Here is a 19,489-nt window from a genome sequence, read left to right as displayed (position 1 = left end):
TCGACGCAGAAGATCCTGACACCGGGGTAATCCGTGAAAAAGCTCTCCGCACGACGACGCCATCCGCTGGCGGCGCTCGTCGTCCTACTCCTCGCGCTGGCGGCCACCGGGGGGCTGTACGCCGCGTTCGCGCCCGCGAGCAAGGCGCAGGCAGACGACACCGCCCAGTCCCTCACCATCGACGAGGGCAAGAAGCTCTACGCCGTCGGCTGCGCAAGCTGCCACGGCACCGGTGGTCAGGGGACCTCCGACGGCCCGAGCCTGGTCGGCGTGGGTGCCGCGGCCGTCGACTTCCAGGTCGGCACCGGGCGTATGCCCGCCGCGACCTCCCAGGGCGCCCAGGTGCCGAAGAAGAAGGTCATCTACACGCAGGCCGAGATCGACCAGCTCGCCGCGTTCATCTCCTCCCTGGGCGCCGGCCCGGCCGTCCCGACCGACGCCGAGTACGGCCCGGAGGGCGCGGACATCGCCAAGGGCGGTGAGCTGTTCCGCACCAACTGCGCGCAGTGCCACAACTTCACCGGTAAGGGTGGTGCCCTCACCAAGGGCAAGTTCGCCCCGACCCTCGAGGACGTGGAACCGAAGCACATCTACGAGGCCATGCAGACCGGCCCGCAGAACATGCCTTCCTTCCCCGACACCACCCTGTCGGAGCAGAACAAGAAGGACATCATCGCGTACCTGCACGCGGTCAACAGCGACGAGACCGACAACCCCGGTGGTCTGGAGCTGGGCGGCCTCGGGCCGGTCAGTGAGGGCCTGTTCGCCTGGATCTTCGGTCTCGGTGCCCTGATCGCGGTCGCCGTCTGGGTCGCCGCTCGGACCGCAAAGGCCAAGAAGTCATGAGTAGCCAAGACATTCCAGAAGAGAACCTGCCGGCTGAGCAGTCCGCAGGACACCACGAGCACGGTCACGGTGCGGTAGGCGTCGCGGACGAGCGGAACCCGTTCGCGGACCCCGGTCTGCCGCCGCACGAGCACCGCGTCCAGGACATCGACGAGCGGGCCGCCAAGCGGTCCGAGCGTGCGGTCGCCTTCCTGTTCACGCTGTCGATGCTCGCGACCGTCGGCTTCATCGCCTCCTACGTGGCGATCCCCGCCGACAAGTCGGTCTTCGTGTTCCCGATCGGTCACCTCAGCGCGCTGAACTTCGCGCTGGGCCTGACCCTCGGCACGGCGCTGTTCACCATCGGCGCCGGCGCGGTCCACTGGGCCCGCACGCTGATGTCCGACGTGGAGGTCGCCGACGAGCGGCACCCCATCGCCGCGACCCCCGAGGTCCGCGCGAAGGTCCACGAGGACTTCAAGCAGGGCGCCAAGGAATCGGCGATGGGCCGTCGCAAGCTGATCCGCAACACGATGTTCGGCGCGATCGCCCTGGTGCCGCTGTCCGGCGTCGTGCTGCTGCGCGACCTCGGCCCGCTGCCCGAGGACAAGCTGCGCCACACGCTCTGGGCCAAGGGCAAGCTCCTCGTCAACATGAACACGAACGAGCCGCTGCGTCCCTCGGACGTGGCCGTCGGCTCGCTCACCTTCGCCAAGCCCGAGGGCCTGGAGGAGCACGACGAGGACTTCCAGAACGAGATCGCCAAGGCCGCCCTGATGATCGTCCGGCTCCAGCCGGAGAACATCAAGGACAAGCGCGAGCTCGAGTGGTCGCACGAGGGCATCGTGGCGTACTCCAAGATCTGCACCCACGTCGGTTGCCCGATCTCGCTGTACGAGCAGCAGACGCACCACGTGCTGTGCCCCTGCCACCAGTCCACCTTCGACCTCTCCGACGGTGCCCGAGTGATCTTCGGTCCCGCCGGTCACGCCCTGCCGCAGCTGCGCATCGGCGTGAACGACGAGGGCTACCTCGAGGCGCGCGGCGACTTCGAGGAGCCCGTCGGTCCTGCTTTCTGGGAGCGCGGATGAGCACCACAGAGACCACTGAGTCCCGCGAGCGCGGGAAGGCGCCGGCCGGCGAGCGGATCGCCGACTGGGCCGACGGCCGGCTGGGGATCTACTCCCTGGCCAAGGCCAACATGCGCAAGATCTTCCCCGACCACTGGTCGTTCATGCTGGGTGAGGTCTGCCTCTACAGCTTCATCATCATCATCCTCACGGGTGTGTACCTGACGCTGTTCTTCCACCCGTCGATGAACGAGGTGGAGTACCACGGCAGCTACATCCCGCTCCAGGGACAGCTGATGTCGGAGGCGTTCAGCTCCACGCTGCACATCTCCTTCGACGTCCGCGGCGGTCTGCTCATCCGGCAGATCCACCACTGGGCGGCGCTGATCTTCCTCGCCGGCATGTTCGTGCACATGATGCGCGTGTTCTTCACGGGCGCGTTCCGCAAGCCGCGTGAGATCAACTGGCTGTTCGGCTTCCTGCTGTTCGTCCTGGGCATGTTCACCGGTTTCACCGGTTACTCGCTCCCGGACGACCTGCTCTCCGGCACCGGTGTCCGCTTCACGCAGGGCGCGATCCTGTCCATGCCGATCGTCGGCACGTACATCTCGATGTTCCTGTTCGGCGGGGAGTTCCCTGGCCACGACTTCGTGGCGCGGTTCTACTCGATCCACATCCTGCTGCTGCCGGGCATCATGCTCGGTCTGGTGGTCGGCCACCTGATCCTGGTCTTCTACCACAAGCACACGCAGTTCGCGGGTCCCGGCAAGAGCAACAAGAACGTCGTCGGCATGCCGCTGCTGCCGGTCTACATGGCCAAGGCCGGAGGCTTCTTCTTCCTGGTCTTCGGTGTCATCGCGGTCATCGCGGGTCTCGCGCAGATCAACCCGATCTGGGCGATGGGCCCCTACCGGCCGGACCAGGTGTCCACCGGCGCCCAGCCCGACTGGTACATGGGCTTCGCCGAGGGCCTGATCCGCTTCATGCCGGGCTGGGAGATCAACCTCTGGGGCCACACGCTGGTCCTGGGCGTGTTCATCCCGCTGGTGCTCTTCGGTGTCGTCCTCGCGGCGCTGGCGCTCTACCCCTTCATCGAGTCGTGGGTCACGGGCGACAAGCGCGAGCACCACATCCTGGACCGCCCGCGCAACGCGCCCACGCGTACCGCCCTGGGCGTCGCCTGGGTCACGATGTACATGATCACGCTGGTGGGTGGCGGCAACGACCTGTGGGCCACGCACTTCCACCTGTCGATCAACTCGATCACCTGGTTCGTGCGGATCTTCTTCTTCGTCGGACCGGTGATCGCGTACATCCTCACCAAGCGGATCTGCCTCGGCCTCCAGCGCCGGGACCGCGACAAGGTGCTGCACGGCCGCGAGACCGGCACCATCAAGCGGCTGCCGCACGGTGAGTTCATCGAGATCCACGAGCCGCTCAGCCAGGAGCAGCTGCACACCCTCACCGCGCACGAGCAGTACCGGCCGGCCGCGATCGGCGCCGCCGTCGACGAGAACGGTGTCGAGCGCAAGGTGAAGGGCACGGAGAAGCTTCGCGCCAAGATCAGCGAGGCCTACTTCGGTGAGGACCAGCAGATTCCGAAGCCCTCCGCGGAGGAGTACAAGGAGATCACGAGCGGCCACGGCCACCACTGATCGCTGAGGCGTCGCCACGCCGCAGGAAAGGGCCCCGTCCGGTTGCCGGACGGGGCCCCTTGCCGTGCCCGCGGGCTGGATAGGGTGGGGTTCATCCGGTTCTCCGAGGGCCGGCACACCACGACACACACAGGAGCGGCTATGAGCGCTGTGACCCCCGCTGGAGGCGACACCGCGGCGGGCCGTTCCTGGCCCGAGGTGCTGAACGGCCTGCTCTACGGCCGTGACCAGGACGCGGACGCCACGTTCTGGGCGCTGGACCGGATCATGCGGGGCGAGGCGACCGACGCGCAGATCGCCGGGTTCGTGGTGGCGCTGCGGGCCAAGGGCGAGACCGTCGCGGAGATCAACGGGCTGGTCCGGGCGATGTACGAGCACGCCAACCTGATCGAGGTGCCCGGTCCCACCGTGGACATCGTCGGCACGGGCGGCGACGGCGCGAAGACGGTCAACATCTCCACGATGTCGGCGATCGTCGTGGCCGGCACGGGAGCCACGGTCGTCAAGCACGGCAACCGGGCCGCGTCCTCCGCCTCCGGCGCCTCCGACGTCCTGGAGAAGCTCGGGGTCAACCTGGAGCTGACCCCCAAGCGGGTGGCCGAGGTGGCGCACGAGGCCGGGATCACCTTCTGCTTCGCGATCAAGTTCCACCCGGCGCTGCGCCACGTGGGCGCAGCGCGCGGCCAGCTGGGCATCCGCACGGTGTTCAACGTGCTGGGCCCGCTGACCAACCCGGCCCGGGTGCGGTCCCAGGCGGTCGGGGTGGCCGACCCGCGGATGGCGCCGGTCGTCGCCGGGGTCTTCGCCGAGCGCGGCAACTCGTCGCTGGTGTTCCGCGGTGACGACGGCCTCGACGAGCTGACCACGACCGCCACGTCCCGGGTGTGGATCGTCCGGGACGGCAAGGTCACCGAGGAGAGCTTCGACCCGCGTGACGTCGGCCTCGCCCTGGTGCCCGTCGAGGCGCTGCGCGGCGGTGACCCGTCGTACAACGCGGAGGTCGCCCGTCGTCTCCTGGAGGGCGAGCAGGGCCCGGTGCGCGACGCCGTGCTGCTGAACTCGGCGGCGGCGCTGGTGGCGCTGGAGCCGGGCACCGGGACGCTGGCGGAGCAGCTGCGGGCCGCGATGGCCCGGGCGTCGGAGTCGATCGACTCGGGCGCGGCCAAGCGGGCCCTGGAGCGCTGGGTGGCCGCCAGCAACGCGTAGCCGTCGCGCCGGACGCGCCGCGCCGGCCACCGGTCGTGCGCGGCGCCTCCGTGGCGTGCGCGCGAGGTCCCGCGCCCGCCCGGTTCCCCCGCCCGCCCGGTTCCCCCGCCCGGCCGGGGCCCGGTCCCGGGCGGGCCGTCCCGCGATCCGGACACGGGTTGCGGGGCGGCGATCACGTCGCGTAGGTTCCTGTACCAGGTCATGAGTGACAGTCATGAGGCCCCGGCCGACTGTCCGGCAACCCTCCGTCCGTGGCGGGGTGCCCCGGGTGAAGACCAGGCCGTAGGCAGCGAGGTCTATGGCAAGCGCGGACCCCTCGCACTCTTTCGAGTGAGTACCGCCAGGGGTCCTGGTCGTTCGAGGGAGCCTTCCGTGAGCAAGCGAATGCGCTAGGGCGTCGAGCCCCGCCTCCGCACACCCCCTTTTCACCTTCCTCCGTGCTCGAGCCCTGTCCGCTCGCACGGCGGTTCCCCCTTGCCTCTCACGGGAGTTCGCCATGTCCGTCCCCACCGCTGCCGCCGCCCGTACCGTTTGTGCACAGCTGCCCGTTCTCGGCCGGGATGTCACCGTCCCGCTGGTGACGGGCGGCGAGGTCACCTACGCGGCGCTCGACTACGCGGCCAGCGCCCCCGCCCTCCAGCGCGTCTGGGACGACGTGGCGGCCTACGCCCCCTACTACGGCAGCGTCCACCGCGGCGCCGGCTACCTCTCCCAGCTCTCGACGGACCTCTTCGAGAACGCCCGCCGGACGGTGACCGACTTCCTCGACTGCCGCCCCGACGACCAGCTGGTCTTCACCCGCTCGACGACGGACTCCCTGAACCTGCTGGCCCGTGCCCTGCCCGCGGGCTGCCAGGTCTTCGTCTTCGAGACCGAGCACCACGCCTCGCTGCTGCCCTGGCAGGACGCCCGGGTCACCTGCCTCGACGCCCCGCGCACCCCGGAGCAGGCCGTCGAGACCCTGGAGCGGGCCCTCGCCGGCCGTGACCCGCACGGCCCGGCCCTGGTCTGCGTCACGGGCGCCTCGAACGTCACCGGCGAGCTGTGGCCGGTGCGCGAGCTGGCGGCGGCCGCGCACGCGCACGGCGCCCGGATCGTCCTGGACGCGGCCCAGCTGGCCCCGCACCACCCGGTCTCCGTACGGGACCTGGACGTCGACTGGGTCGCCTTCTCCGGCCACAAGCTGTACGCGCCCTTCGGGGCGGGCGTCCTGGCCGGCCGCGCCGACTGGCTGAGCGCGGCGGACCCCTACCTCGCGGGCGGCGGCGCCAGCCGCAAGGTCACCCGGCGCGAGGACGGGGGAGTGGAGGTGGAGTGGCACGACAGCGCCGCCCGCCACGAGGCCGGCTCCCCGAACGTGATCGGCGCCTACTCCATCGCTTCGGCCTGCAAGGCCCTCACCGAGGCCGGCTTCGACGCCCTGGTCGCCCGGGAGGAGTACCTGATCGCGAAGGTCAGGGCCGGTCTGGCCGAGGTCCCGCAGGTGAAGGTGCTGTCGCTGTTCGGCGACGACGCCCCGCGGGTCGGCGTGATCTCCTTCGTCGTCGAGGGCTGGAACAGCTCCCACTTCGCCGCCGCCCTGTCCGCCGAGTACGGCATCGGGGTGCGGGACGGGCTCTTCTGCGCGCACCCGCTGGTCCGCACGCTACTGGGCGGCGACCCGCAGACGCAGGGCGAGTGCGGGGCCCCCGAGGCCGCGCCCGGCGAGAAGTCCCTCAACGCGATCCGGGTGAGCTTCGGCGCGGGGACTCCGGACGAGCACGTGGAGCGCTTCGTGGACGCGGTGCGCGAGCTGGTCCGCGACGGCGCGCGCTGGCAGTACCGCACGCAGGACGGCCGCTGCGTCCCGGCGGTCGGCTGACCCGGCCGGACGGCGGCCCGGGTCCGGCTCCCCAAGGGGCCGGCGCCCGCGCCGCGGGGGCCTAGGAGTCCAGGCCGATGGCGAAGGCGGCTTCCAGGTCGTGCTGCGAGTAGGTGCGGAACGCCACGTGGGTGTCCGTCCCCTCGACTCCGGGGATCTTGCTGATGCTGCCCGGGATGACCTCCGCCAGGTCCTCGTGCTCCTTCACCCGCACCATGGCGATGAGGTCGTAGGTCCCGGTGACCGAGAAGACCTCGCTCACGGAGTCCAGCGAAGCGATCCGCTCCGCGATCTCGGGGATCCGGTCCACGCTGGTCTTGATGAGGACGATCGCGGTGATCACGGCTGGTTCTCTCCCTCGGGGGCCGGAGCTGGGGCGGGTTTCACTCTAGTCGCCCGCCCGTCTCCCGCCGCCGCCGTTCCCGGGCCGCCCTCGTGGCCCCTCTCCCTGCCGAACCGGGCCCACGCGTACAGCAGGCCCAGGCCGAAGCCCACGAGGTGGGCCAGGTAGGCCACGCCGGGCCCCTGGGCGGCCCGCCCGGCCGCCACCCACTGAAGGGCCGCCCAGAAGGGCAGCACGACCCACGCCGGGAAGCGCAGCGGCAGGAAGAACAGGAACGGCAGGAGGCTGGTCACCCGCGCCCGAGGGAACAGGTACACGAACGCGCCCAGGACCGCGGAGATCGCCCCGGAGGCGCCGACCAGGGACTGCGGCGAGTCCGCGTTGGCCGCGGCGTAGCCGAGCAGGGCCAGGTACCCGCAGCCCGTGTAGAAGAGCGTGAACTCCAGGCGCCCCATCCGCTCCTCGGTCATCGCCCCGAAGACGTGGAGGAAGAGCATGTTGCCCAGCAGGTGCACCCAGCTGCCGTGCACGAAGAGGGCCGTCACCGGGGTCAGGACGGCCCGGGGCGCGCCCTCGAAGAGCTGGGCCGGCACCACGCCCCAGCGCCGGAAGTAGGCCCGCTGCACGGCCGGCAGCGCGTCGCCGGAGCCGTAGAGCGGATTGAAACCCGAGGCGGGGCCGATCAGGAAGATCAGGCAGCACAGGGCGATCAGGCCGTAGGTCACCGGCGCCGGGGTCTTCCGGACCGCCGCCGCGGCCGTCCGGTTCCAGTTGCTGAGCATGGCTACAGAGCATGACGTAACGGGACGGATCACCCCGGGCCGCCTCGCCGCCGTGGACGGACGGGCGGCGAGTACCCGCCAGGCCGTAGGGTTACGAGCCACACACGCGGGGGAGCCTCCGGCCCTACCCGGCGACAGCGAGCACGACACGAGAAGGAAGCGGACTGCCACGATGACGGTTCCCCTGCCGACCGATACGACGCGGTGGCGCTGCACGCTCTGCGGCAACCTCACGCGGTTCGACGTGACGCGCTCGTCGAAGGTCGTCGAGTACGTGCATCTCGACCTCGCGGGCGAGCCGAAGGTCGAGGAGCGCGACGTGGTCGATGAGACGATCGAGTCGGTGCGGTGCCGCTGGTGCAACGCCGTGGACCAGGTGGAACTCGTGGACCGGCCGGGCGCCGGTTCCTGACGACGGAGGTCCCCCCGCTCGCGTGAGTCCGAGAGCGGGGGCCCCGCACAGTATTGGGGTGTGACGGATGGTGGAGAGCGCAGGCGGGGGGCCGGGCGACGGCGCCGCCGAGATGCTCGACCGTCCGCTGCCGGACGGCGTCCGGCGCAGGGTCGTACAGATCGTCTCCGACGGGTTCGGCGGGCTGACCGTCGGCGAACTGCCCGCCCAGTTGCGCCAGTACGCCCGATTCGCGCCGAACCGGCGGGCGAAGTTCGCGGGCAACGCGATGGCGGCCGCGCTGGAGACCGACCCGCTCTTCAGACAGCGCATCGCCGAGAAGTTCAGAGAGGCCCAGCCGGAACTGGCCGGCGCTCTCGACTCCGGCTCGCCGACCCCGGCCGCGGATCCGCACGAGGTGGCGGCCGCGGCCTATGTGCTGCGGCCCGCCGGCTGGGTGAAGCTGGTCACCGCGGCCGGCGAGGAGGCCCAGCGCGCGGACGCCGAGCGGGCCGGCGAGGAGAGCCGGGCCGAACTGGAGCGGCTGCGCGAGGAGCTGGACCGGGCGCGTGACCAGACCCGGGCGGACACCGTCTCGCTGCGCGCCGAGCTGGACGCGGCGAAGAAGGAGACCGAGTCGCTGCACCGCAAGCTGCGTTCGGCCCTCAGCGACGTCAAGCGGGGCGAGGCCGCGCTGCGCAAGGTGCGGGCCGAACTGGAGGGGCTGCGCGCCGAGGGGCAGCTCCAGGTGTCCGCCGCGGAGAGCGAGTCCCGGCGGCTGAAGGGGCGGCTCGCCGAGGTGGAGGCCACGCTGGAGGCCACCCGGCGTGCGGCGCGCGAGGGGCGCAGCGTCGAGGACATGCGGGTGCGGCTGCTGCTGGACACGGTGCTCGACGCGACCCAGGGGCTGCGCAGGGAACTGGCACTGCCGCCGGTGTCGGTGCGTCCGGCGGAGACCGTCGACGCGGTCGAGCCGGGGCGGATGACCCCCAAGGACATCGCGACGCGCGCCCTGTCGGAGAACGATCCGGCCATTCTCGACCAGTTGCTCGCGCTGCCCCAGGCCCATCTTGTCGTCGACGGCTACAACGTCACCAAGACCGGCTATCCGCAGATGCCGCTGGAGAAGCAGCGGCTGAGGCTCCTCGGGCAGCTCTCGCAGCTGGCCGCGCAGACCGGCGCCGAGGTCACCTGTGTCTTCGACGGGGCCGAACTGGCGGCTCCGGTGCTGCTCGCGCCGCCGCGCGGGGTGCGGGTGCTGTTCTCCAAGCCGGGGGTCACGGCCGACGAGCTGATCCGTCAGCTGGTGCGCGCCGAGCCGCCGGGGCGGCCGGTCATCGTCGCCTCGACCGACCGTGAGGTGGCCGACGGGATCGCCGAGGCGGGTGCCCGTCCGGTGGCTTCCGCGGTACTTCTGAAGCGACTGTCCTGAACGTCGAAGTTCCGGGCTCAATGACCGAATTGGCGGGATCGTCACGCAACGTAGCGTCAATCGAGCATGACTGCACGTGAGTTGATTGAAAAAACTGCGTTGCGTGAGGGGTTTTTTTCTCCTGAGGATTTGAACTGATCACGGCGAGGTCACTAAGGTCAGGGCTCGAATCTCCACACGGGTGATCACTCAAAAGAAGGAGCCCGTCTCCGTGGCGTCCCACCGTCGACCGAAGCAGCCGAGTCGCGCGCGCGTGACCGTGCTGACCACCGCAGCCGCCGCTGCCGTCGTGCTGAGCTCCCAGGCCGCCAACGCGGCGCCGAGCGAGAAGCTCACCAAGGACGAGGTCAAGACCAAGGTCGACAAGCTCTACGAGGAGGCCGAGCAGGCCACCGAGACGTACAACGGGGCCCAGGAGAAGCAGGAGAAGCTCCAGAAGGAGATCTCCACCATCCAGGACAACGTGGCCCGGGGCCAGGCGGACCTCAACGAGCTGCGCGACTCCATGGGTCTCGCCGCCGCCGCCCAGTACCGCACCGGGTCCATAGACTCCTCCCTCCAGCTGCTGCTCTCCTCGAACCCGGACGACTTCCTGGACAAGGCCTCGGCCGCCGACCAGTTGAGCGCCCAGCAGGTCGAGGCGCTGAAGAAGATCCAGGAGAAGCAGCGCGAACTCGCGCAGCAGCGCACCGAGGCGTCCGCCAAGCTCAAGGACCTCGCCACCACCCGTACCGAACTGGGCAAGAAGAAGAAGGAAGTCCAGGCCAAGCTCGCCGAGGCCCGCCAGCTCCTCAACACGCTGACGGCCAAGGAGAAGGCCGCTCTCTCGGCCGCCGACGCCCGCGCCAGCCGTGACGCCGGCGAGCGGGTCGACCTCGGTGACGCCCCCGCCGGCTCCGGCCGCGCGATGGCCGCCTTCCAGGCCGCGCAGAGCCAGCTCGGCAAGCCCTACCAGTACGGCGCCACCGGCACCTCCACCTACGACTGCTCGGGCCTGACCTCCTGGGCCTACGCGCAGGCCGGTGTCGGCATCTCGCGGACCTCGGAGGCGCAGGCCAACGACGGCACGCGCATCTACTCGCAGAGCCAGCTCAAGGTCGGCGACCTGGTGTTCTTCTTCAACGACCTGCACCACGTCGGCCTCTACGCCGGCAACGGCCAGATCATCCACGCCCCGCGCACCGGAACCGTCGTGCGCTACGAGTCGATGAGCACGATCGGTGGCCCGTTCATGTTCGGCGTCCGCGTCTGACGGTCCTGGTCCGCTTCAAGATCAGGACACCACGCCGCCCGAACGGGCGAATCACGACAACCGAAAGTGACCCCACGCCCCGCCGGTGACCTGCGTCAGCGGCGGGGCGTCACTGTGCGTCGCCACCGATGTCTTTGGCCGACCCCCGGTCGCGCGGCTACTGTCTGCCGCGTTTCCCTGTCATCGGTGGAAGGAGCGCGGCTTCCCGTGGGGTCCCATCGCCGCCTTGCACAGTCCGGGTTCGACCGGGGCGCGTCCAGCGCCCTGGGCGTGCTGTCCGCCGCGGCCGCCGCACTCGGCGCCGTGTCCGCCGTACCGGCCACGGCCGCTCCGCACGACGACACCCGCGCCGAGGTGGACCGTCTCTACGAGGAGGCCGAGCAGGCCACCGAGGCCTACAACTCCGCCGACGAGCGGGCCGACACCCTGCGGGAGCAGGTCGGCACCGCGCAGGACCGCATCGCGCGGCAGCAGGAGCGCGTCAACGGCCTGCGCGAGCGGCTGGGTTCACTCGCCGGCGCGCAGTACCGCTCCGGCGGCCTCGCCCCCTCCATGGCGCTGCTCTTCTCCCGCGACCCGGAGGACTACCTCGCCAAGGCGTCCGTCCTCGACCGGATCACCGCGCACCAGGCAGGCGAGCTGAAGGAACTCCAGGGCGCCCTGCGCGAACTGGCCCAGGAGCGTGCCGAGGCGGCCGGCAAGCTGGCCGAGCTGGAGAAGAGCCGTACGGCCGTGGGGCGTCACAAGCGGACCGTGGAGCAGAAGCTCGCCAAGGCGCGGCGGCTGCTCGAAGCCCTGCCGCCGGGCGACCGCGCCGCCTACGACCGGGCCTCCCGCTCGGGCCGCGACGGCATGCCGGCACCGGGTTCCGGCCCGGTCTCGGGCCGTGCGGGGGCCGCCGTCGCGGCGGTGCGCTCCGCGCTCGGCAAGCCGTACGTCTGGGGCGCCAACGGGCCCGGCGGCTTCGACTGCTCGGGCCTGGTGCAGTGGTCGTACGCGCAGGCCGGGATCGCCCTGCCGCGCACCTCGCAGGCCCAGGCCCACGCCGGCCGCCGCGTCCCGCTCTCCGAGGCGCGGCCCGGCGACATCGTGACCTACCGCTCCGACGCCAGCCATGTCGGCATGTACGTGGGCAACGGGCAGGTCATCCACGCCCCCTACCCGGGCGCGCCGGTGCGCTACGACCCGGTCGGGATGATGCCGGTGTCGTCGGTCACCAGGCCCTGACCGGGGCCCGCGCGGGGTCACGGCCGTACGATCGGGACGATGGCTGGTCGAGGGCGGGCGCGCGGACCCGGGATCCGGGGGTTCTGTCTGCTGCTCGTCTGCCTGCTCGTCCCCCTCGTCGGCTGCGGCGGGCGGTCCGCCGCGGACCACGCGCGGGCCGATGTGCAGCGGGTGCTGGACCGGCGGGCGGCGGCGCTGCTCGGCCACGACCCGAGCGCCTACGCGGCCACCGGCGCGGCCGCCGATTACGAGGCCGCGCGGACCGTGCCGCTGGCCGCCTGGTCGTACCGGGTGACGGACCTGCGCCGCAGCGGCGACCGCGCCACGGCCGACGCCGAACTGAGCTATCGCGTCCAGGGCTACGACAAGGCCCCCGTGACCGCGGCCCGCACGCTGCGGCTGACCCGGGACGGGTCCGGAAGGTGGCGGGTGACCTCGGAGCGGCCCGCGGCGAAGGCGGGCGAGCAGCTGTGGGACCAGGGCCCGGTGAAGGCCGTGACGGGCGAGCACAGTCTCGTGCTGGGGGTCGGGCAGAGCGGTGAGCGGCTGCGGTCCTTCGCGGAGCTCGCCGACGACGCCGTCCCGGAGGTGTCGGCGGCCTGGGGCACCGACTGGGCGGGGCGGGTCGTCGTCCTGGTGCCGAGGTCGCTGGAGGGCATGGCGGGGCTGCTGGGCTCGCCGGCCTCCTCCTACCGGGGGATCGCCGCCGTCACCACGGGGGAGACCGGGGGCGGCAGCAGGGCGCCCGCCGACCGGATCATCGTCAACCCGGACGCGTACGGGATGCTCGGCCGGGTCGGTCGGCAGGTGGTCCTCACGCATGAGGCCACCCATGTCGCCACGCGCGCCCACACCGGCGCGGCCACCCCGCTGTGGCTGTCGGAGGGGTACGCCGACTGGGTCGGCTACCGCGGCACCGGCCGCACCCCGGCCGAGGCCGCCCCGGAACTCCAGCACGCCGTCACCGGGGGCACCGTCCCGGCGGCCCTGCCCGGCGACGGCGACTTCGGCTTCTCGGGCGACGCCCAGCGGCTGGCCAAGGCCTACGAGGGCGGCTGGCTGGCCTGCCGGATGATCGCCGAGCGGTGGGGCGAGGTGAAGCTGGACGCGTTCTACCGTGCCGTCGGGGAGCACGAGAAGCGGCCGGGGGCGGTGGAGGGCGCGCTGCGGAGCGTGCTGGGCACCTCTCTCACGCGGTTCACGGCGGACTGGCAGGACTATCTGAGGACTCGGCTGGCCGAGTGAGCCGTCCGGCCACCGTGCGCTGCGGCGCCGGGGCTCGCGAGGGGAGTGCGGCCGCGCACGGTCGAGCGCCACAGCCGTACGGCCGCCGTGAGCGCGGCGGCCACCAGCAGGCCGTTGCGCAGGAACATCAGGGACACCCCGAGCGTGCTGCTCGCGACGACGTCCGCGAAGCGGACGGGGAACTCCACCACCGTCACGCAGGACGCCGCCAGCACCAGGACGGCGGGCAGCCCCATGACGCCGGACCGCCGGCACAGGCAGACCGCCGCGAGGCCGATCAGCCACACGAGGTACTGAGGGCTGATCACCCGGCTGGTGACGGTGAACAGCAGCACCGCCGTGAACGCCGCCTCCGGCAGGGTCCGCGCGGTGAAGCGCCCGGCCGTCAGCCGCCACAGCAGCAGCCAGCCGAAGGCGACCGCCGTGAGCCCGAGGGCCACGTCGCCCACCACCTCCACGTGCGGGCCCGTGAACTCCAGCGAGCCGTAACGCAGCAGCACCTCGCCCGGCCAGCCGGCCCGCCGGGCCACATGGAGGGCGAGGGCGCCCACCGACTCCACCTCGGTGCCCCGGTCGCGCTGGAAGGTGAGGAAGGCGAAGGCCCCGGGCGCGGCCAGGGCGAACAGCGCGGCCAGGGCCCCGGCGGTGACCACGGCCGCGGTCCAGGCACGCCGGCGCACGGCCCCCGCCAGCAGCAGCACCGGCCACACCTTCATCAGCACCGCCAGCCCGGTCAGCGCCCCCATGACCCGCGGGTGCCGGACCCCGGCGACCAGCGCGGCCACCGCGACCGCCGTCACCATCACGTCGTAGCGGGAGTAGACGGTGGGCCCGAGCAGGGGCACGCCCGCCACCCACAGCCAGGGGCCGCGCGCCGACCGGCCGGGCCGCAGAGCGGTGTTCAGCAGCAGCGTGAGGACGGCCAGGTCGGCCAGGAAGGCCAGGACGAAGAAGGCGGACGCGTAGTCGAGGAAGGGCAGCAGTCCGGGGGACAGGAGCGCGAGGGCGGCGGCGGGCGGGTACTGCCAGGTGACGTCGGAGGCGGGGAACACGCCCGTGCCCAGCACCTCGTACCAGCCCCGATAGGTGACGGACACGTCGGTGGTCACGTCCGGGCCGGGGAAGACGAACACCTTGAAGACGAAGAGCAGCAGCGCGAGCCGGGTCACGCCCCAGGTCGTCAGCAGGCAGGTCAGGTGCCGCCTCGCAGCCGTCGTGTCCATGGCGCACATGATCTCCCCGCGGGCTGTGGAGCGCGCCCGGACGCGGCTGTGAACCGTGTTTGGATAAGGTCGGCTGCGATGCACAAGACCCTGATCGTGACGAACGACTTCCCGCCCCGCCCGGGCGGTATCCAGGCGTTCCTGCACAACATGGCGCTGCGGCTCGACCCCGACCGGATCGTCGTCCACGCGTCCACCTGGAAGCGCTCGCGCGAGGGCGTCGAGGCGACGGCCGCCTTCGACGCCGAGCAGCCCTTCACCGTCGTGCGGGACTCCACCACGATGCTGCTGCCGACGCCCGGGGCGACCCGCCGGGCGGCCGGGCTGCTGCGGGAGCACGGCTGCACGTCGGTGTGGTTCGGGGCGGCCGCACCGCTAGGTCTGATGGCGCCCGCGCTGCGGCGGGCGGGCGCCGAGCGGCTGGTGGCCACCACCCACGGGCACGAGGCCGGATGGGCGCAGCTGCCCGCGGCCCGGCAGCTGCTCGCCCGGATCGGCGACAGCACCGACACGATCACCTACCTGGGCGAGTACACCCGTTCGCGGATCGCGGGCGCGCTGAGCGCCGACGCGGCCGGACGGATGACCCAGCTGCCGCCGGGCGTCGACGAGAAGACCTTCCACCCGGGCTCGGGAGGCGAGGAGGTCCGGGCGCGGCTCGGCCTGTCGGACCGGCCGGTGGTGGTGTGCGTGTCACGGCTGGTGCCGCGCAAGGGCCAGGACACGCTGATCCTCGCCATGCCCCGGATCCTGGCCGCCGAGCCGGAGGCGGTCCTGCTGATCGTCGGGGGCGGCCCGTACGAGAAGGACCTGCGCAGACTCGCCCGTGAGCGCGGGGTGGCGGACTCGGTGCGCTTCACCGGGTCGGTGCCCTGGTCGGAGCTGCCCGCCCACTACGGCGCCGGGGACGTCTTCGCGATGCCGTGCCGGACGCGGCGCGGTGGACTCGACGTGGAGGGGCTCGGGATCGTCTACCTGGAGGCGTCGGCGACCGGGCTGCCGGTCGTCGCCGGGGACTCGGGCGGGGCGCCCGACGCGGTGCTCGACGGGGAGACCGGATGGGTCGTGCGCGGCGGTTCCCCTGCCGACACCGCCGAGCGGGTCGTCGCGCTGCTCGGGGACGCCGAGCTGCGCCGCCGGATGGGGGAGCGGGGGCGGGCCTGGGTGGAGGAGAAGTGGCGCTGGGACCTGCTGGCGGAGAAGTTGAAGACGTTGCTCTAGCTTTTCCCGCCGCGCCCTAGGCGGAAGCGGATAATCCGCCGATGCTGCGCACATGACAGCAAAACTGATACAGCATCAGCTGACCGACAGTCAGCTGACAAGACGTCAAATCCTTGGTATGGCCGCCCTCCAGACGGCGGCCACGCTCGGCTTCACCCGCGTCGGCCTCCAGTCGGCCCGCGCGGCGGAGCCCGCGGCGGTCGAATCCGCCCCCGCCGTCGTCGTCGGCTCCGGCTACGGGGCCGCCGTCGCCGCCCTGCGCCTGGGCCAGGCGGGCATCCGCACCCTCGTCATCGAGATGGGCCGGCTGTGGAACACCGCCGGCGCCGACGGAAAGGTCTTCTGCAACACCGCCAGTCCCGACCAGCGGTCCATGTGGTTCCGCACCCGCACCGAGGCGCCGCTGGCCACCTTCCTGTGGCTGGACCTCGTCAACAAGGACATCGGGCTGTACCCGGGCGTCCTGGACCGCGTGCACTTCGACAACATGTCCGTCTTCGTGGGCCGCGGGGTCGGCGGCGGCTCCCTGGTCAACGGCTCCATGGCCGTCACCCCGCTCCGGTCGTACTTCGCCGAGCAGTTCCCCACCGTCGACGCGGCGGAGATGTACGCCACCTACTACCCGCGCGCCCGCGCCATGCTCGGCGTCAACAGCGTCGACCCCGCCTGGTTCGAGTCGACCGAGTGGTACAAGTTCACCCGCGTCTCCCGCAAGCACGCGCAGAACACCGGCCTGAAGACCACCTTCGTGCCCAGCGTCTACGACTTCGGCTACATGCAGCGCGAGGCCGCGGGCACCGCCACGAGATCCGCTCTCGGCCAGGAGGTCATCTACGGCAACAACCAGGGCAAGAAGAGCCTCGACAAGACGTATCTGGCGTCGGCGCTCGGCACCGGGAACGTCACCGTCCACACCATGGAGAAGGTACGCACGATCAGCCGGGCGAACGACGGCACGTACGTCCTGACCGCCGACCGGATCGACGACACGGGCAAGGTCGTCGAGACCAAGCAGTACGGCTGCACCTACCTGTTCCTCGGCGGCGGCAGCCTCGGGACCAGCGAACTCCTCGTCCGGGCCAGGGAGACCGGCACCCTGCCCGCGCTGGACGCGTCCGTCGGGGCGGGCTGGGGCACCAACGGGAACGTGATGCTCGGGCGGGCCAACCACCTGTGGGACACCGTCGGCGCCAACCAGTCGACCATGCCGGTCATGGGCATAGACGACTGGGCCAACACCGCGAACCCCGTCTTCGCGGAGATCGCCCCGCTGCCCATGGGGCTCGAGCACTGGGTCAGTCTCTATCTGGCGATCACCAAGAACCCGCAGCGGGCCTCGTTCACCTACGACAGCGCCTCGGGCGGGGTGAAGCTCGGCTGGAGCGCCGCGCAGAGCGCCGTCTCCTCGGGCATGGCCAAGAAGCTCTTCGACCGGATCAACGCGGCCAACGCCACCATCTACCGCTACGACCTGTTCGGCTCGTCCAACAAGGTCTTCGCCGACGACTTCACCTACCACCCGCTCGGCGGCTGTGTACTGGGGAAGGCGACCGACGACTACGGCCGGGTGAAGGGGTATTCGAAGCTGTACGTCACCGACGGATCACTGGTGCCCGGCAACATCGGCGTGAACCCGTTCGTCACCATCACCGCGCTCGCCGAACGCACGATGGCGCGGGTCCTCGTGGAGGACACCGCGCCATGACGCACCGTCAGCACGACGGAGAGGAGAGTTACTTGGCGTAGATCGCCTCGATCTCTCCCGCGTAGTCCTTCGCCACCACATTGCGCTTGAGCTTCAGGGACGGCGTGAGGTGGCCCGAGTCCTCCGTGAACTGGGAGGAGAGAATGCGGAACTTCCGCACCGATTCCGCCTTCGAGACCGCGGCGTTGCCGTCGTCGATCGCCGACTGGATGGCCGCCTGAAGGTCGGCGTCCTCGCGCAGCGACGCCGCGGTCGAACCCGCCGGCTTGCCGTGGTCGGAAGCCCAGCGGCCCAGGAACTCCTCGTCGATGGTGACCAGCGCGCCCACGAACGGCCGCCCGTCGCCCACCACCATGCACTCCGCGACCAGCGCGTGCGCGCGGATCCGGTCCTCGATCACGGCCGGCGCGACGTTCTTGCCGCCCGCGGTGACGATGATCTCCTTCTTGCGCCCGGTGATCCGCAGATAGCCGTCCTCGTCGAGGGTGCCGATGTCACCGGTGTGGAACCAGCCGTCGGCCAGCGCCTCCGCGGTCGCGCCCGGGTTGTTCCAGTACTCCTTGAACAGGTGCTCGCCGTGCAGGAGCACCTCCCCGTCGTCCGCGATCCGCACGACCGAACCGGGCAGCGGCTGACCGACCGTGCCGATCTTCTGGCGGTCCCAGGGGTTGAACGCGGTCGCGGCACAGGACTCCGTCAGGCCGTAGCCCTCCAGGACGGTGAAGCCGATGCCGCGGAAGAAGTGGCCGAGGCGCTCGCCCAGCGGGGCGCCGCCGGAGATCGCGTACTCACCCCTGCCGCCGAGGACCGCGCGCAGCTTGCTGTACACGAGCCGGTCGAAGACCTTGTGCTTGATCCGCAGGCCGAGGGGCGCGCCCCCCGGGAGCTCCAGCGCCTTGCTGTAGGCGATCGCGGTGTCCGCCGCCTTGTCGAAGATCGCGCCCTTGCCGTCGGCCTGCGCCTTGGCGCGCGCCGAGTTGTAGACCTTCTCGAAGACCCGCGGCACGCCCAGGATCAGCGTCGGGCGGAAGGACGCCAGCTCGTCGGTGAGGTTCTTGATGTCCGGGACGGTGCCCAGCTTGATCGGCGCCATCATCGGGGCGATCTGCACCAGCCGGCCGAAGACGTGCGCGAGCGGGAGGAAGAGCAGCACGCTGCACTCGCCCGTGCGGAACAGCGGACGCAGCCGCTCCACCACGTTCCCGCACTCGGCGAAGAAGCTGCGGTGGGTGAGCACGCAGCCCTTGGGCCGCCCGGTCGTGCCGGAGGTGTACACGATGGTCGCCGGGTCGTCCGCGCCGGCCTGCGAGCTGCGCTCCTCGACGACCTGGTCGGAGACGTCCCGGCCGAGCCGCCCGAGCTCCTCGATCCCGCCGGCCTCGATCTGCCAGACGTGCTTCAGCGCGGGCAGCGACTCGCGCACCGACTCCACGGCCGCCGCGTGGCCGTCCAGTTCGACGACGACGGCGGTCGCGCCGGAGTCGGAGAGGATCCACTGCACCTGCTCGGGGGAGCTGGTCTCGTAGACCGGGACGGTGACCGCGCCGGCGCACCAGATCGCGAAGTCGAGCAGCGTCCACTCGTAGCGGGTGCGCGACATCAGGGCGACCCGGTCGCCGGGCTCGACGCCGGAGGCGATGAGGCCCTTGGCGGCGGCGTGCACCTCGGCCAGGAAGGCCGTGGCCGTCACGTCCTGCCAGGCGCCCCCCGCCTTGCGGGCGATGACGGCGACGTCGGGATGCTGCGCGGCGTTTCTGCGGACGATGTCGGTCAGATTGCCGTCCGCAGGGACCTCGTACAAAGCCGGAAGGCTGAACTCGCGCAAGACTGCTGCTCCTCATAGGGCGCCGGCGCCACGACGTTGTGCGATGCGACGGTGCGGTCCAAGGCTCGGGCTGCACTCAGGTGTCTCGGTGGATCTCGTGGGTACCGCAGAGCCGGCGGATACCGGTGATCTCGGTGGTTGAAATCCTGAGTACGACTGGACTGCCCGGACGTTACCCGCCGGTATGCCTTTTTCGACAGGGGGGTCCGCGAGATGTTCGCTGCGT

General features: G+C 71.4%; 16 protein-coding genes and 1 riboswitch. Of the genes, 12 read left to right on the top strand and 4 right to left on the bottom strand.

What is annotated here, in order from left to right:
* Positions 1-33: 33 nt before the first annotated feature.
* The 5 genes from qcrC to Saso_RS00675 all read left to right on the top strand — a co-directional run bounded on the left by qcrC (position 34) and on the right by Saso_RS00675 (position 6,617).
* Positions 34-846 carry a cytochrome bc1 complex diheme cytochrome c subunit gene (gene qcrC, locus Saso_RS00695; protein WP_189916925.1) on the top strand — a complete coding sequence of 271 codons (813 nt, stop codon included), beginning with the start codon at positions 34-36 and terminating at the stop codon, positions 844-846.
* Entirely contained in the window at positions 843-1,916 is a 1,074-nt protein-coding gene (gene qcrA / locus Saso_RS00690) for a cytochrome bc1 complex Rieske iron-sulfur subunit (RefSeq protein ID WP_189916923.1), read from the top strand. The genes qcrC and qcrA overlap by 4 nt, the downstream gene beginning before the upstream one ends.
* Positions 1,913-3,550, top strand: coding sequence for a cytochrome bc1 complex cytochrome b subunit (gene qcrB, locus Saso_RS00685; RefSeq protein WP_189916921.1), 1,638 nt, complete (start codon positions 1,913-1,915; stop codon positions 3,548-3,550). Before qcrA ends, qcrB begins: the two co-directional genes overlap by 4 nt.
* Before the next feature lie 141 nt (positions 3,551-3,691).
* Positions 3,692-4,756: an anthranilate phosphoribosyltransferase gene (gene trpD / locus Saso_RS00680; protein ID WP_189916919.1), complete on the top strand. Its 1,065-nt coding sequence runs from the start codon at positions 3,692-3,694 to the stop codon at positions 4,754-4,756.
* A gap of 197 nt (positions 4,757-4,953) precedes the next feature.
* Positions 4,954-5,070: riboswitch (SAM riboswitch) on the top strand.
* Between the two features lie 182 nt (positions 5,071-5,252).
* On the top strand, positions 5,253-6,617 hold the full coding sequence (locus Saso_RS00675; protein WP_189916917.1) for an aminotransferase class V-fold PLP-dependent enzyme: 1,365 nt from the start codon (positions 5,253-5,255) through the stop codon (positions 6,615-6,617).
* A gap of 61 nt (positions 6,618-6,678) precedes the next feature.
* Here the strand turns inward: Saso_RS00675 and Saso_RS00670 are convergent, their stop codons facing one another.
* Both Saso_RS00670 and Saso_RS00665 read right to left on the bottom strand, forming a co-directional pair.
* Positions 6,679-6,960 carry an Lrp/AsnC family transcriptional regulator gene (locus Saso_RS00670; protein ID WP_020129992.1) on the bottom strand — a complete coding sequence of 94 codons (282 nt, stop codon included), beginning with the start codon at positions 6,958-6,960 and terminating at the stop codon, positions 6,679-6,681.
* A complete protein-coding gene (locus Saso_RS00665) occupies positions 6,957-7,742 on the bottom strand; it encodes a rhomboid family intramembrane serine protease (RefSeq protein WP_189916916.1) in 786 nt (261 codons plus the stop codon). Before Saso_RS00665 ends, Saso_RS00670 begins: the two co-directional genes overlap by 4 nt.
* A 172-nt stretch (positions 7,743-7,914) precedes the next feature.
* On the opposite strand from Saso_RS00665, the gene Saso_RS00660 reads away from it, so the two are divergent.
* The 5 genes from Saso_RS00660 (at position 7,915) to Saso_RS00640 (ending at position 13,289) form a co-directional block, all read left to right on the top strand.
* On the top strand, positions 7,915-8,154 hold the full coding sequence (locus Saso_RS00660; RefSeq protein ID WP_189916914.1) for a hypothetical protein: 240 nt from the start codon (positions 7,915-7,917) through the stop codon (positions 8,152-8,154).
* 67 nt (positions 8,155-8,221) lie between these two features.
* Entirely contained in the window at positions 8,222-9,565 is a 1,344-nt protein-coding gene (locus Saso_RS00655; protein WP_189916912.1) for an NYN domain-containing protein, read from the top strand.
* A gap of 211 nt (positions 9,566-9,776) precedes the next feature.
* Complete coding sequence (locus Saso_RS00650) at positions 9,777-10,817, top strand: C40 family peptidase (RefSeq protein WP_189916910.1); 1,041 nt, start codon at positions 9,777-9,779, stop codon at positions 10,815-10,817.
* 207 nt (positions 10,818-11,024) lie between these two features.
* Complete coding sequence (locus Saso_RS00645) at positions 11,025-12,044, top strand: C40 family peptidase (protein WP_189916909.1); 1,020 nt, start codon at positions 11,025-11,027, stop codon at positions 12,042-12,044.
* Positions 12,045-12,083: 39 nt separating this feature from the next.
* Positions 12,084-13,289, top strand: a complete 1,206-nt coding sequence (locus Saso_RS00640; protein ID WP_189916907.1) for a hypothetical protein — start codon at positions 12,084-12,086, stop codon at positions 13,287-13,289.
* Here Saso_RS00640 and Saso_RS00635 read toward each other — a convergent pair.
* On the bottom strand, positions 13,262-14,512 hold the full coding sequence (locus tag Saso_RS00635) for a glycosyltransferase family 87 protein (protein WP_189916904.1): 1,251 nt from the start codon (positions 14,510-14,512) through the stop codon (positions 13,262-13,264). The genes Saso_RS00640 and Saso_RS00635 overlap by 28 nt on opposite strands.
* Positions 14,513-14,590: 78 nt before the next feature.
* Between Saso_RS00635 and Saso_RS00630 the strand changes: the two genes are divergently transcribed.
* Positions 14,591-15,733, top strand: coding sequence for a glycosyltransferase family 4 protein (locus tag Saso_RS00630; protein WP_189916902.1), 1,143 nt, complete (start codon positions 14,591-14,593; stop codon positions 15,731-15,733).
* Between the two features lie 52 nt (positions 15,734-15,785).
* Positions 15,786-17,438, top strand: a complete 1,653-nt coding sequence (locus Saso_RS00625) for a GMC oxidoreductase (RefSeq protein ID WP_455712507.1) — start codon at positions 15,786-15,788, stop codon at positions 17,436-17,438.
* A gap of 28 nt (positions 17,439-17,466) precedes the next feature.
* Here the strand turns inward: Saso_RS00625 and Saso_RS00620 are convergent, their stop codons facing one another.
* Positions 17,467-19,263, bottom strand: coding sequence for an AMP-dependent synthetase/ligase (locus Saso_RS00620; RefSeq protein ID WP_189916898.1), 1,797 nt, complete (start codon positions 19,261-19,263; stop codon positions 17,467-17,469).
* Positions 19,264-19,489 lie beyond the last annotated feature (226 nt).

Source organism: Streptomyces asoensis (genome assembly GCF_016860545.1).
Lineage (GTDB): Bacteria > Actinomycetota > Actinomycetes > Streptomycetales > Streptomycetaceae > Streptomyces > Streptomyces asoensis.
Note: the sequence above shows the minus strand (reverse complement) of the source record. Positions and strands in the feature narration are given on the sequence as shown.

Coding starts and splice junctions, on each gene's coding strand:
- qcrA (WP_189916923.1), top strand. CDS start 843: ATGAGTAGCCAAGACATTCCAGAAGAGAACCTGCCGGCTGAGCAGTCC.
- qcrB (WP_189916921.1), top strand. CDS start 1,913: ATGAGCACCACAGAGACCACTGAGTCCCGCGAGCGCGGGAAGGCGCCG.
- trpD (WP_189916919.1), top strand. CDS start 3,692: ATGAGCGCTGTGACCCCCGCTGGAGGCGACACCGCGGCGGGCCGTTCC.
- Saso_RS00675 (WP_189916917.1), top strand. CDS start 5,253: ATGTCCGTCCCCACCGCTGCCGCCGCCCGTACCGTTTGTGCACAGCTG.
- Saso_RS00665 (WP_189916916.1), bottom strand. CDS start 7,742: ATGCTCAGCAACTGGAACCGGACGGCCGCGGCGGCGGTCCGGAAGACC.
- Saso_RS00660 (WP_189916914.1), top strand. CDS start 7,915: ATGACGGTTCCCCTGCCGACCGATACGACGCGGTGGCGCTGCACGCTC.
- Saso_RS00655 (WP_189916912.1), top strand. CDS start 8,222: ATGGTGGAGAGCGCAGGCGGGGGGCCGGGCGACGGCGCCGCCGAGATG.
- Saso_RS00640 (WP_189916907.1), top strand. CDS start 12,084: ATGGCTGGTCGAGGGCGGGCGCGCGGACCCGGGATCCGGGGGTTCTGT.
- Saso_RS00635 (WP_189916904.1), bottom strand. CDS start 14,512: ATGGACACGACGGCTGCGAGGCGGCACCTGACCTGCCTGCTGACGACC.
- Saso_RS00630 (WP_189916902.1), top strand. CDS start 14,591: ATGCACAAGACCCTGATCGTGACGAACGACTTCCCGCCCCGCCCGGGC.
- Saso_RS00625 (WP_455712507.1), top strand. CDS start 15,786: ATGACAGCAAAACTGATACAGCATCAGCTGACCGACAGTCAGCTGACA.